The organism is Variovorax sp. DXTD-1, from assembly GCF_003984625.1.
In the GTDB taxonomy this organism is placed as follows: Bacteria; Pseudomonadota; Gammaproteobacteria; order Burkholderiales; family Burkholderiaceae_C; genus Variovorax.
The window spans coordinates 119,836-133,531 of record NZ_RWKH01000010.1; the positions used below are offsets into that span (position 1 = coordinate 119,836).

Annotated in this window: 9 protein-coding genes; 4 read left to right on the top strand and 5 right to left on the bottom strand. The window is 57.1% G+C overall.

The window, feature by feature from the left end:
* Nucleotides 1-255 precede the first annotated feature (255 nt).
* The 4 genes from EJI00_RS11695 to gmd all read left to right on the top strand — a co-directional run bounded on the left by EJI00_RS11695 (nucleotide 256) and on the right by gmd (nucleotide 5,612).
* Nucleotides 256-1,854 (top strand): glycosyltransferase family 1 protein, encoded by a 1,599-nt coding sequence (locus EJI00_RS11695; RefSeq protein WP_126747637.1) that lies wholly within the window; start codon nucleotides 256-258, stop codon nucleotides 1,852-1,854.
* Nucleotides 1,847-2,875, top strand: a complete 1,029-nt coding sequence (locus EJI00_RS11700; protein WP_126747638.1) for a hypothetical protein — start codon at nucleotides 1,847-1,849, stop codon at nucleotides 2,873-2,875. The genes EJI00_RS11695 and EJI00_RS11700 overlap by 8 nt, the downstream gene beginning before the upstream one ends.
* 35 nt (nucleotides 2,876-2,910) lie before the next feature.
* Nucleotides 2,911-4,350: an FkbM family methyltransferase gene (locus tag EJI00_RS11705; RefSeq protein ID WP_126747640.1), complete on the top strand. Its 1,440-nt coding sequence runs from the start codon at nucleotides 2,911-2,913 to the stop codon at nucleotides 4,348-4,350.
* Nucleotides 4,351-4,574: 224 nt separating this feature from the next.
* Complete coding sequence (gene gmd, locus EJI00_RS11710) at nucleotides 4,575-5,612, top strand: GDP-mannose 4,6-dehydratase (RefSeq protein WP_126747641.1); 1,038 nt, start codon at nucleotides 4,575-4,577, stop codon at nucleotides 5,610-5,612.
* Between the two features lie 88 nt (nucleotides 5,613-5,700).
* Here gmd and EJI00_RS11715 read toward each other — a convergent pair whose 3' ends face one another.
* The 5 genes from EJI00_RS11715 to rfbB all read right to left on the bottom strand — a co-directional run bounded on the left by EJI00_RS11715 (nucleotide 5,701) and on the right by rfbB (nucleotide 13,610).
* Nucleotides 5,701-9,951, bottom strand: a complete 4,251-nt coding sequence (locus EJI00_RS11715) for a glycosyltransferase (RefSeq protein WP_126747643.1) — start codon at nucleotides 9,949-9,951, stop codon at nucleotides 5,701-5,703.
* Between the two features lie 197 nt (nucleotides 9,952-10,148).
* Nucleotides 10,149-10,697, bottom strand: coding sequence for a dTDP-4-dehydrorhamnose 3,5-epimerase (gene rfbC, locus EJI00_RS11720; RefSeq protein WP_126747644.1), 549 nt, complete (start codon nucleotides 10,695-10,697; stop codon nucleotides 10,149-10,151).
* Nucleotides 10,694-11,593, bottom strand: a complete 900-nt coding sequence (gene rfbA / locus EJI00_RS11725) for a glucose-1-phosphate thymidylyltransferase RfbA (RefSeq protein ID WP_126747645.1) — start codon at nucleotides 11,591-11,593, stop codon at nucleotides 10,694-10,696. The genes rfbC and rfbA overlap by 4 nt, the downstream gene beginning before the upstream one ends.
* A gap of 47 nt (nucleotides 11,594-11,640) precedes the next feature.
* Nucleotides 11,641-12,531, bottom strand: coding sequence for a dTDP-4-dehydrorhamnose reductase (gene rfbD, locus EJI00_RS11730; protein ID WP_126747647.1), 891 nt, complete (start codon nucleotides 12,529-12,531; stop codon nucleotides 11,641-11,643).
* Nucleotides 12,528-13,610 carry a dTDP-glucose 4,6-dehydratase gene (gene rfbB, locus EJI00_RS11735; protein ID WP_126747649.1) on the bottom strand — a complete coding sequence of 361 codons (1,083 nt, stop codon included), beginning with the start codon at nucleotides 13,608-13,610 and terminating at the stop codon, nucleotides 12,528-12,530. Before rfbB ends, rfbD begins: the two co-directional genes overlap by 4 nt.
* Nucleotides 13,611-13,696: the final 86 nt, after the last annotated feature.

Consider the following 13,696-nt stretch of genomic DNA (forward strand, 5'->3'; position numbering starts at 1 on the left):
CTCAGACGCGGGGAGGCCCCAAAGCTGCCGCACGGAGCTTAGGCGAATCTGGATTTAGCGACTTCTTAAATGGTTGGGCATTGAAGGACAAATTTCCTTCCCAATGAGGATTCCTTCTTTCATTCCACATTAGCAGCAGCCGATAAGCAGCTACTATTCCATAGTCGACCCTAAGGGGCCGCACTTGGCTTTTTCCTATAACACTTTAAAAATAAGTATCCCTTCGACCTTGAGACTGGCGTGCACAGGGAACCTATGACGAACAAAGACTTTTCTCGCACGAGTGCTGAAGACATCGGTGCCGCACTGTTTGATGCAGACTTTTATCTTGAAGCCTATCCTGATGTGCGCGAGGCGGGAGTAGACCCGTTCGCACACTATAGGTCCCATGGATGGCGGGAGCGCCGGGATCCCAGCCGTACATTCAGCACCAACTATTACCTAGATTCGAATCCAGACGTCGCCGCAGCCGGCATCGATCCGTTGCTTCACTACGCGAATACGGGAATTTTCGAGGGACGCCACCCCCGACCACCGGAAGTGCATTTCAACGACAAGGCCCTTGTGCTCGGGGCAACGTCGGTGCGTCAGCAGGCGTTGCATTGGCAGCCTGCTGATGAGGATATGCCGCTCACCGCTGACGATCTGCGCAGGTGTTTGGAAGACGCATTTGCAATCGGCTCAGGGAAAGCAGTCTTGTCGCTGAGCCATGACCAATACGTCAAGAACGTGGGCGGGGTACAAAGCATTGTCGCGTCGGAAGCAAAGGCGCTCCAACAGCAGGGTTGGACTTATATTCATCTGAGCCCTGCCTGGCCAGTTCCAATGCTGGCCGAGTCGCAGCACCCGTCCGAAATGCGTTTGGTGCTGACGCTGAATGGACGCCGACAGGGTGTAGTGCTGGAAGCAGATCTGGTGCAGGTTCTGCGTCCATCCGGAGCTACCGCCCCGGCGCTGTATTTCGTGTTGCACCACGCGATGGGATTCGCACCGACGACCGTGGTCGCGCTTGCGAAAACTTGCCAGCCCTCGCCTTCTTACATCTGGACGCACGACTTCTTTTCTCTCTGTACCAATCCGTTCCTGCTTCGCAACAATCGGAGCTTCTGCGGTGCACCAGTGCCAGAGTCGACCGCGTGCATGGTGTGTAGCAACGGACAAGTCCGCCCGGCGCATTTGTCCGCTATGAGGCAAATCTTCGAGGCACTCAGCCCTGTTGTTCTTGCGCCGTCGTTAAGTGCATTTGAATTCTGGCGTGCGCACACCGACTTGCCGATGAGTGGGACTTATGTTGTCCCGCCAGCATCTTTGGAGTTTGAAGCCGCCGCTGTTGCTCGCACTTCCGGGCCCGTTCGAGTTGCATTCATCGGTCCACCGGCAGCACACAAAGGTTGGGCCGCCTTTGCAACATTGGTGACTCGACATCGAGAAGATGCGCGGTATGAATTTTTCAGGCTTGGAGTTGGCGAAAGCACGCTGAATGGCGTGCGCTCTATCTACACCGAAGTGGATGCTGACAATCCCGACGCGATGATCAAAGCGCTGCGCGATCACGCCATCGATGTGGTGGTCAACTGGTACTCTTGCTTCGAAACTTTTTCGTTTTCGACCCATGAAGCAATGGCTGCGGGTGCGTTTGTCGTCACGCGTTATGAGGCAGGCAATGTCTGGCCGGCGATTGCTTCAGCGCCAGGCCAGCGAGGGCTGGCGCTTCATAGTGAAGCCGAGCTGCGCGCTCTCTTCTTGGGCGATCAAATGATCAAGCTGGCGAAGCGACCGCGGTCCCACGGAAAACTCTCTCGAACGCATGGCACCGCCGACTTGTTGCTCGAGGAAAACAGACGCCATGGCTAAGACTCACTGCTTCACGAGCATTTCTTTCAGCTACCTAGATCGCGCGCGTGTACTGGCGGAGACGATCAAACAGCATCATCCTGATTGGACCCTGTGGTTGTGCATGTCCGACCTGGAACCGGATGGCTTTGAGTTTGATCTTGCAAACGAACTTTTTGACCACATCGTGCGTGTTTGGGAGCTTGACGTTCCGTCTCATCACGAATGGGTGTTCAAACACGACGTCGTTGAACTGTGCACGGCTGTCAAAGGCCCCATGCTGCAGCACATCCTGGCGCAAGGCGCCGAGCGGGTTTATTACATCGATCCCGACATTGCTGTGTTTCAACCTCTCGTGCACGTCGAAGCCGCGCTGGAAACCAGTTCCATAGTGCTCACGCCACATCTCGTGTCGAAGGAACTGGATCGCCAAGGTGTACTAGACAACGAGATTTCCTGCCTCAAGCACGGAACCTACAACCTCGGCTTCCTGGCGGTTCGCAATGATGAGAATGGACGCCAATTTGCCCAATGGTGGGGAGACCGTCTTCGCGAGTTCTGCTACGACGACATCCCGGCTGGTTTGTTCACAGACCAGCGATGGTGCGATCTCGCTCCCGCGCTATTTGACGGTGTTTTCATCCTGCGCGATGCGGGCTACAACGTCGCCAGTTGGAACCTCTCCCGACGGCCTTTGACTATCACGCGAGATGGCCAAGTCATGGCTGCGGACGTCCCCCTTCGGTTCTTTCATTTCACTAAGGTTAATTCGGTCGGGGAGATGAGCTTGGACAGGGCTGCTGGCGGCCATGTCGAGGTGTTCGAACTCCTGCGTTGGTATCGTGAACGTCTCAACCACCATGCTGCCATCGGCTTGCCGGGCCGATGGTGGCACTACAGCTGCTACGAAGACGGTATGCCTGTTCAAAGACGTGATCGACTTGTCTGGCGAGAAAGGGGCGATTTGCGTCGAGCTTTCGATAATCCCTTCGCGAGCGGCCCCGGTACATTTCAGCAGTGGTGCATGCAGCATTTGCTCTAGCGCTGACCACGCACCATTACAAGTACAGTCTCCACATGAAAATCCTCGAAACTCGCTACGGTTATCTAGAAGTTCCGGACGTCGAGCACGATTTGATCGGTCGCTTCTTGGCCCGCTATGGCGAATGGGCCAATGATGAAGTGCGGTTTGTAGCCGCCGCATTACCAAAGGACAAGCCCTTAAAGGTTATAGACATTGGCGCCTTTGTTGGTACTTTCGGCATTGGACTCTCTCAAGCAGCAAATGTGGCATCTACGACATTTGTTGAAGCCAATGCTGCGGTTTCTCCGCTCTTGATCAGCAATGCGATCCGCAACGCTCGAGGCCAATCCAACGTAATCGAAGCGGCAGTCACTCCAGACGGTCATTCGATGGATGCAACATACGACTCGTTGAATCTTGGGTCTCTATCCTTTGCACCTGTTGATGACGCAGCGCGCGTGCACCTCAAGAAACCGATGCGCTTCGTCAATATGGCAGAGATCGTCACCCAAGCAGGCGACGTCGATCTGATAAAAATGGATGTCGAGGGACTTGAGTACGCTATTCTTGATGCGAATCGATCGCTTCTGGGCGCGGGCGGGCCAGCATTCTGGTTGGAGTGCAACGATTCGCGCCAGTCGCTCGCACTGTTCGAACTGCTCCGCGAATGCGGACTACAAGTTCACTATTTCGCGTTCCCCTCATTTGCCCCTGACAACTTCCTGAAGAACTCTGAGCCGATATTTCCCTGGGCCTATGAGGCGGGTCTTTGGGCGAGTCGAGGACCGGCACCGATTCTTTCGTCTGTATTGCGTGAACACGAGTGCATTCTCAGGTGCGTACAAACTCGCGAGGAGCTTCGACACGCGCTATGGCAGACTCCGCGTTGGGGACCGTCGGATTGGCAGAGAGCAGCAAGAGCCGAATTGATCGCAGAAGCAACCCACGCACTCTCTGGGGAACGGTTCGAAAAATTCCTCGTCGATCCCCAAGTCGAGGTACAGATCGCCGGTACTTCCTTGCCCGACTTGGTCTCTCAATTGAAGTCGTCTCGTCTCTCCCAGAGTAAGGCGGAAGCGGAGGCTCGAGCACTTCGCGCGCTACTCGAACATGCCGAAAAGCGGTTGGCACAAGCCGAAGGGTTGCGGCAGATCAATGCCGACCTACAAACCCTGGCACGGGAAATCACGAATCAAAAAGACGGTGTGACGCGTCAAAAGGACGAAGTGGCGCGGCAAAATGACGAAGTGGCGCGGCAAAAGGACGAAGTGGCGCGGCAAAAGGACGAAGTGGCGCGGCAAAAGGACGAAGTGGCGCGTCAACTTGAAATGCAAAAGTACCAAACTGTGACGGCCGAGCAAGCTTTATTACAGATCCAACGCAGTCCATACTGGCGGATCAGCGGGCCACTGCGCCGCTTTTTGACCCGGCATGGACAGTTGCGTAAGGGTTTGCGCCGCATCGCTTCTGCAGCCTACCGCGTGCTGCGATAAAGCAGCATCATCCGACAGCTTCATTTTTGCCTTTGGGTGGAATCTCTCCCGTTGGACCATTTCGAATGACTGGAACCTAGAGTTTCATATTGTTGTTGCATCTTTTTAGGGCTGCGGGCGCTTCAAAAGGAGCAGGTTACAAAATGACGTACATGTGTTAAATAGATATCGTCGTTTGGCAAAATGCTGTGCCAAAGCTCTACGCTTTCTCTTATGAGGGTTCCATGAAGAAACATGCGGTGGTTACAGGCATCACTGGACAGGACGGGGCTTATTTAGCGGAGTTGCTGCTGGCGAAGGGATATGTCGTCTACGGCACTTACCGCCGCACCAGTTCCGTCAACTTCTGGCGCATCGAAGAACTCGGTATTCAAAAAAATCCCGACCTGCATCTTGTCGAGTACGACCTTACCGACTTGGGCAGTTCAATCACACTGATTCGCGACGCCGCGCCGGACGAGGTCTATAACCTCGCTGCACAGAGTTTCGTGGGCGTCAGTTTCAATCAGCCCGTGGCCACTGCGCAGATCACCGGGGTAGGCGCGCTGCACCTCCTCGAAGCCATCCGCCTCGTCAATCCGAAAATCCGCTTCTATCAAGCCTCCACGTCGGAGATGTTCGGCAAGGTGCAGGCTATTCCCCAAGTCGAGGAAACGCCTTTTTATCCTCGCAGTCCCTACGGTGTCGCAAAGCTCTATGCGCACTGGATGACCATCAACTACCGGGAAAGCTACGGCATCTTCGGCTGCAGCGGCATTCTTTTCAATCACGAGAGCCCCTTGCGCGGCCGGGAGTTCGTGACCCGCAAGATCACCGATGGGGTCGCGAAAATCAAACTGGGCAAGATGGACGTACTGGAGCTCGGCAATCTTGACGCGAAGCGCGACTGGGGCTTCGCGAAGGAGTATGTCGAAGGCATGTGGCGCATGCTGCAGGCGGAGGAACCCGATACCTACGTGCTGGCCACAAATCGCACAGAAACCGTGCGTGACTTCGTCGGTATGGCGTTCAAGGCCGCCGGAATAGCCATTGAGTTCAGGGGCTCCGGCGAAGCGGAGTCTGCAGTTGACACGGCGACGGGTAAAACCGTGGTGCGCATCAACCCGAAATTCCATCGTCCAGCCGAGGTGGAGCTTCTGATCGGCGATCCCGCCAAGGCCAAGGCCAAGCTTGGGTGGGAGCCCACCACCACACTCGAGCAACTTTGTCAGATGATGGTGGAGGCCGATCTTCGGCGGAATGCCCAAAGCATATCGTTTTGAAGATACTGCTCGCCGGCGCCGAGAAAGAGTTGCGGTTCACTTGCTGGCATGCCAAGGCCAACGTGGTCCGACTCTTCGCTCATGAGTTTTATCTCACGAGTCGAAGAAACTCTTCCGAGAAGCGATCGATAGTGAATCTTTCTTCATAGACCTTGCGCGCTTCAAGCCCGAGATTCGACATTCCGCCTCGATCATGGAAAACCGCAAGCATCTGTTCGGCCAATGAAGCTGCATTCTCTGCCTCAAAGAGAAGACAGGACTTTTTGTGCTGCAGTATCTCCGCGACACCTACATTTGGATTGATGATCGATGGCTTAGATAGCATCGCCGCTTCAACGACCACGAGCGAAAATGCCTCGTCACGCGAGCAGCAGACAACCGCATCGGCGCTAGCCAGCAAATCAAGCAATTCGCTATGGTTCAACAGGCCAAGATATTCGAGCGCCGATGCGGTTCCCATTCGCTCGCGCACACCTGACCAGAACGGCATATTTTGCTCAGAGAGCTTGCCCGTCAACAAGAATCGGCAGGAAGCACGCACATCCTCTGGCAATAGAAGAATGGCCTCAGCGAACAGGTCCTGTCCTTTGCGATGTTCTACAGTTCCCGCAAGCACAAAGGTGCATCGTTCAGCCAGAGGCTTTTTCTGAACCTTGCCGCTGCGGTCCGGAATCCCGTTGTAGAGCACATCGGCTCGAAAATCAGCCGGGAGGTGAGCGCGAGCATATTCGCTGACACAAAGCAGCCGCACGCGTGTTCTGTCGATTCCCGACTCTGCTTCCAACACGGTTTGAAGCGCCCGCCCTTCGTGCAGCCACCAGATCACGTCAAGGTCGTCGATGGCTTCAACTTGGCGGACGACAGCGCTCACCGCCATCGTATTCACCACGACCGCGTCAAAGTTCCTTGCGAAACGCTCGAACAGGAAATGTCCTTCGCAAAGTGATTCATCCACGATCACCACCACGCCCGCCTGCTCCAACTCCCTTCGCATCGGACCATCTTCAGGTGCCACTACGACGGGAAAACCACCACCTCGCAGCACCGCGACCGCCGCGCACAAAAGCATGCGCGGTGCACCGGTCAGCGAAAGCTCGTGCGACACGAACAGGACGTCCGGCCCTGTGTATGTGGCACTTGCATCGATGTGCGATGCAAAAATCTTGTATGTGAAGCGGAAATCACGGTAGAGCACCTTCTTCATCGAATCCGTGAAATTCGGATCTTTCGAAAGGTATGCGCCCCAACGTTTTAGCGCGTAAATGTCCGCTTTGTACTTGACAGCCTTTGCACCCCAAGAATGATTCCCAATGTGATAAAGAACAGCGTGCGGCGTGTAGACGCAGCGGTACCCCGCCTCCAGCAGCTTGTAGCTCAGATCCATGTCCGAGTGGCCATCGGGCGTGTTGATTGGATCGAAGCCGCCGATACGCCAAAACACTTCGGTCTTGAGCGCACAGCACGCGCCCGACAGGATGGACACATTGCGCACGTACTTGTGCATGGACAGGAATGAGTCGGTCGCTTCTCTTGGGAGGTTGTTGTATGCAGTGCCGCAAAGGCCTGGGGTCCCCGAGATCATGCCCGCATATTGAATGGTCTCGTCCTCGTGAAGCAGCTTGGGCGAGACGCCTCCGACGCCGGCTATCGAAAGGTACTCGATCAGTTTTTCGATCCAGTCGGCTTGGGCGGGAAATACATCGTCGTTGTAGAAAACCACGATCTCTCCACTGGCGGCGCGCGCTCCTTCATTGCACTTGTCGGAGAAGTTGTACTTCTTGTTGTACGGCAGAAAGCCAATATGCGGCGAACTGCGGAATTCCTCTTCAAGTTGTTCGGCCAGCGGACCGTTGCAGACGACCACCACTTCGTAGTTTGGGTAGTCGGTTTTCTCCAAGATTGCATTCAATGCAAGGTTGAGATTCTTGAATGAATCCGACGGAATGACGATGGACACCTTGACCGCCTTCGGCACCACGACCTCGACATAGTTGGCGTGGGGAAGAGGTTTCGCCTTTCCTTGAATGCCACGCCGGACAAGCGCATCGTCAAGCGCTGCGATGTTGGACTCGCGTGCAAAATCCTTGCCGCCACTTGCCGCAGAGCCCGGTATAGAGCGCCAAAGATAGAGCACGCGCTCAATGTGCACGATCTCTCGCGCTACTTCGGCCATGCGCAAGGCGAGGTCGTAATCTTGCGAAAAGTTATATTGGCTGCGGAAGCCCCCCAGCGCATTGACGACGTCCTTCTTGTAGACCGTCAGATGTCCGGTCAACATGGAGTTGAACAAGATCTCGGGCGACCAATCCGGTTTGAATATGAAATCGAAAAGTCGGCGCTCCGATGTATCGTCTATCTTGCATTCATCGGTATAAATGAAGTCAACATGTGGATTCTTGTTGATGGCATCCACGGCCCAGAAGAGCGCATCTCCCGGCAACTCATCGTCATGATCCAGCAATGCGATGAATTCGCCCTGTGCCATCTCAAGTCCGGCGTTGGACGCCGCAGCGATTCCACTATTCCTCTCGAGCATGCGATAGCGCACGCGAGGATCGTTCCTTGCATACTGCTCAAGGACTTTTCGTTGATCGGCCGTCGGCGAACAATCGTCCACGGCACATAGTTCCCAGTTGTCATAAAACTGCTCTTGCAGCGACTCGATGGCGCGAGCCAACCATTGCACTGGAGTTTTATAGACCGGCATGATCACGGAGATCATCGGCTTTTGTTCGAATCTATTGATGGATTCAAAGATTTCGCGAGGAGCAAACTCCGCTTGCTGGCCGGCGTAGATTTGGCGAGCAATATCCTCGAATGGATCACTGCCCAAATTGAACGTGTCTGGTGCAGGCGAGCTTATCAGACCGAGTTCTTCCGCTTCAACGGCACGAATGGAGCTGCGCACGCCGCGCAAGCCGGACTCGCTCAGCACCTGAACACCGCGGCGAGCAAGATTTGAGAATCCGCCGGCACGTTGAGAGAGCGCGGGTAGCAGCTTGGCTGCACGAGCGACCCGCCTCTTTTGAAGACCAACCCAGCGAAGCGGCTTGGTAACGCGCCAACTCGTGGAGTTCAATATTTCATCAACCTGCGACTGACGCAAGTTCAACACGCTCTCAAGCGTGCTCGTATGCGTGCGAAGGGTCTGAAGCGCTTCGAAGAGCTGCTGCACTTCCCTCGCGGCCTCGCTTGACTTTCCCCTCAATTGATGGACGTGGCTCTGAACAACATTCGATCGAATATCTGCGTAGAGGGCCGCCTTGCGAGCGTCGCGCAACTCCGCGGTGCGTGCCGCCAGGGCCGCGTCGAGGTCTCGAGCCAAAACACGCAAGGCCGCAAGTTCATCCTCCGGCAGGGGCCTAACCTTCGACCAAGCATTGCCTAATTGGTCGGATCGTAACGGGCCAGAACCGTGCAATGCGAGCAGGCCCGAATCCACGATCGCTTCCTGGCCCGAGATCACACGCGTACCGAGCCGGTTCTCCGCCGATGTCTTCTTGCGAATCACGCAAACCGAGTTCAGAAACTCGATTGCGTGAATATGCCCAAGCAACTCTTCGTCGAATGTTGCGCCGTAGGTTCTAGCGAACGATTCGAGCAACACAGTCCGTGTCTCGGAAAGGCCCCAGTGCTCATGATTGACAACATCTGCAAGCCGCTTGAAAAAGGCCATCGAAGACGCCGGATTGAACAAGCCGCCTTCGAATTCAGCCCAATAGGAACAATGCAGGTCTTCAACGACGAACAAGCCTCCGTCCTCAAGGCGTGGAAAATAACGCCCGAAGGAACGGATGACGTCACCGGACCGGTGCGAGCCGTCATCGATGATGAGATCGAATCTTGGCGAATAAGATGCGACAGCCTCCTCGACCTGATCAGTGTTTGCGTCTCCCACAACGACATGTATGCGGTGGTCGTCGTACGTCAGCGCTCTGCACGCCTCGTTGATATCGCATCCGACAATAGCGGTAGCGCGCGAAAAGTATCCGGCCCAGATTTCCAGAGACCCACCGTTCTGAATACCAATCTCCAGGATCCGCGAGGACTTATCTTTCAGTTCGGAGAACAGCCGCTCATAAATAGAGATATAGCTCGACCATTTGTCCGAGAGCTTGCCCTGGTGACTGGAATAGAGTGCTGTGAGTGTTCCGGGTGCCATATCGTTATTTGTTGATGCGCCGCTCAGCCATGGCGTCGCTCGCAGTAAGCGTCCGTGGGAACTGGCCTCAAAGAAGAAAAAACCTTCTCTGCCTGCTTGCCAAAGGATTGCGCGAATTAAACCAGCAACGCTTTTCCTGTGCTTCTCGCTGACCAGAGCGAGTAAGCCAGGAGCCAAGATGTTCTCTCCGCTTCCAAGCGGGCCTGCCAAGGCATCTCTGATGGCTTGGCCAGCACAAAAATGATGGCCACGCCTGCGCCCCAGCGACGAGCATTAACGATCGACTGAGCTGCGAGCGGACTGGCTTTGACTATTTGCCATCCCGAAGTCTTCCAAGATCAGCCGTTTGATCCGCGCAAGACTTTGCTCAGTCGTCAATTGAACACTTCTGCGCTGGCAAAGACAGCCCCTGCTTCGTCTTTGATCGATAGCTTCGGCGCGATCTCAATGTCTGGCCACTGGATATTCAAGACGGTGTCATTCCATACAATGCAGCGCTCATAGGCCGGCGCGTAGTAATCCGTAGTCTTGTATAAAAACTCAGCCGTTTCGCTCAACACCAGGAACCCATGCGCGAATCCTGCTGGGATCCATAGCTGCCTGTGGTTGTCCTCGCTGAGCTCGACGCCCACCCATTTACCAAACGTCGGCGATGACTTGCGAATGTCGACCGCCACATCGAACACCGCGCCCCGGACCGCACGCACCAGCTTGCCTTGTGACTGCTGGATCTGGTAGTGCAAGCCCCGCAGCACGCCCTTGGCCGAACGCGAATGGTTGTCCTGGACGAACTCGACATGCCTTCCAACGGCCTCGTCGAACGCCTTGCTGTTGAAGCTCTCGTAGAAGAAGCCGCGTGCATCGCCGAAGACCTTCGGCTCGATGACCAGCACTTCAGGAATCGCGGTTGGCGTGGCCTTCACGAGCGCACCTCCTCGGCGAGCAAATGATTCAGGTACTTGCCGTAGCCGTTCTTTTGCAGCGGCGCTGCAAGCTTTTCCAGCTGCTCCCGGTCGATGAAACCATTGCGCCAGGCAATCTCTTCGGGGCAAGCGATCTTCAACCCTTGCCGATGCTCCAGCGTGGCGATGAACTGCCCCGCTTCCAGCAGGCTCTCGTGCGTGCCGGTGTCCAGCCACGCATAGCCGCGCTGCATGATCTGCACATTGAGTTGGTCGAGGTCCAGGTAGGCCTGGTTGACGGCGGTGATCTCCAGCTCGCCGCGCGCGCTGGGCGTCACGGCCTTGGCGATGTCGACGACCTGGTTGTCGTAGAAATAAAGGCCGGTCACGGCGTAGCTGCTCTTCGGCTTGGCCGGTTTTTCTTCAATGCTGCTGGCCTTGCCTTGTGCATCAAAGGCCACGACGCCGTAGCGCTCTGGGTCATGCACGTGATAGGCGAACACCGTGGCGCCCGCCGATTTCGCATCGGCATCGGCCAGCAGGTGCGCGAAGTCGTGGCCATAGAAGATGTTGTCGCCCAGCACCAGCGCGCTCGGCGAATTGCCTACGAACTTCTCGCCGATGATGAAGGCCTGCGCCAGCCCGTCGGGACTCGGCTGCACGGCGTACTCCAGGTTGATACCCCACTGGCTGCCATCGCCCAGCAGTTGCTGGAAGCGCGGGGTGTCCTGCGGCGTGCTGATGATCAGGATGTCTCGCATGCCGCCGAGCATCAGCGTGCTGAGCGGGTAATAGATCATCGGCTTGTCGTATACCGGCAGCAGTTGCTTGCTGAGTGCGAGCGTGGCGGGGTGCAGCCGGGTGCCCGAGCCGCCAGCGAGGATGATGCCCTTGCGTTGCGTGGTCTTCGTGGTCATCGTTTGTATTTCTTTCTTGCTTACTCTGCTTGCTGCGCAACGCGCGTTCAAAGGGTCTCGCGCAACATCCGGGCCACACCCTGTTGCCATGGCGGCAGCACCAGGCCGAAGGCGGATTGCAGCTTGCGCGTATCGAGGCGCGAGTTGGCCGGCCGCGTGGCGGGCGTGGGGAAGGCACTCGTGGGCACGGCTTCGACTTGCTCGGGGCCGGCCTTGAGTTCTACGCCGGCTTGGCGAGCTTGCTCAATCACAAAACGCGCGTAGCCGTGCCATGTGGTTACGCCACTGGCCACCGCGTGATAGAGCCCCGCCTTCGCGGGGTCTTGCAGCGTCGCGCGAATGGCATGCGCTGTAATGTCCGCCAGCAGCTCCGCTCCAGTGGGAGCGCCAAACTGATCGTCGATAACTGTCAGCTTGTCGCGCTCCTTGGCAAGCCGCAACATGGTCTTGGCAAAGTTTCCGCCGCGTGCGGCAAACACCCAACTGGTGCGAAAGATCAGGTGCTTGGCGCAGTGCTTGGCCACCAACTGTTCGCCTTCGAGCTTGGTACGGCCATACACACTGAGTGGGCCGGTGGCATCGTCTTCATGCCAGGGCTTGCTGCCGCTGCCGTCGAACACATAGTCGGTCGAGTAATGCACCATGAGCGCGCCGATTTGACCGGCGGCTTGGGCCACCACGCCGGGCGAGGTGGCGTTGAGCTTGCGCGCGAAGTCGGGCTCGCTCTCGGCCTTGTCGACGGCCGTGTGGGCCGCGGCATTGACGATGACGTCAGGCCGCACCTTGAGCACAGTCTCGGCGAGCTGCTCGGGACGGCCGAAGTCGGCGCTGAAATCCGTGCTGTCGAAATCGAGTGCCACCAGCTCGCCCAGCGGCGCAAGGCTGCGCTGCAGCTCCCAGCCGACCTGTCCGCCCTTGCCCAACAGCAGCAGCTTCATGCGGTGGCCTTGGCCGCTGGCACGGCGTCGTATTGCTTTTCGACCCACTCGCGGTACGCGCCGCTTTGCACGTTGCGCACCCAGTCGGCGTTGGCAAGGTACCACTCGACGGTCTTGCGGATGCCGGTGTCAAAGGTTTCGGCGGGCTTCCAGCCCAGCTCCCGCTCGAGCTTGCGTGCGTCGATGGCGTAGCGCCGGTCATGGCCGGGGCGGTCGGTAACGTAGCTGATCTGCTCCTTGTACGGCTTGCCATCGGCGCGCGGGCGCAGTTCGTCGAGCAGCGCGCACACGGTGTTCACGATCTCGATGTTCGGCTTCTCGTTCCAGCCGCCCACGTTATAGGTCTCGCCGAGCTTGCCGGCCTCGAGCACGCGGCGGATGGCGCTGCAGTGGTCCTTCACGTAGAGCCAGTCGCGCACCTGCATGCCGTCGCCGTACACGGGCAGGGGTTTGCCGGCCAGGGCGTTGACGATCATCAGAGGGATGAGCTTCTCGGGGAAGTGGAACGGACCGTAGTTGTTGGAGCAGTTGGTGGTGACCACCGGCAGGCCGTAGGTGTGGTGCCAGGCGCGCACGAGGTGGTCACTGGCGGCCTTGCTGGCCGAATACGGACTGTTGGGCTCGTACTTGTTCTCTTCGGTAAACGCAGGGTCGGTCTTGGAGAGCGAGCCGTAGACCTCGTCGGTCGACACGTGCAGGAAACGGAAGGCGGACTTTTGCTCCGCCGGTAGCGCGCTCCAGTGGCCGCGCACCGATTCGAGCAGGCGGAAGGTGCCGAGCACGTTGGTCTGCACAAAATCTTCGGGGCCATGGATGGAGCGATCCACGTGCGATTCCGCGGCAAAGTTCACGACGGCGCGCGGCTTGTGCTCGGCCAGCAGGCGATCGACCAGAGCGCTGTCGCCAATATCGCCCTGCACAAAGATGTGGTTCGGGTTGCCTTTGAGCGATGCAAGCGTCTCGAGGTTGCCCGCATAGGTGAGCTTGTCGAGATTGACGACAGGCTCATCGCTCTGCGCGATCCAGTCGAGTACGAAGTTGGCGCCAATGAAGCCCGCGCCGCCGGTTACCAGGATCATGAGTCTCCCCGAAGTTTCGAATCAATGACAATTATCCCATCGGTCCGAATCGTCAAAATTCATGTTTGGCGCGGTTGCGGACTCCG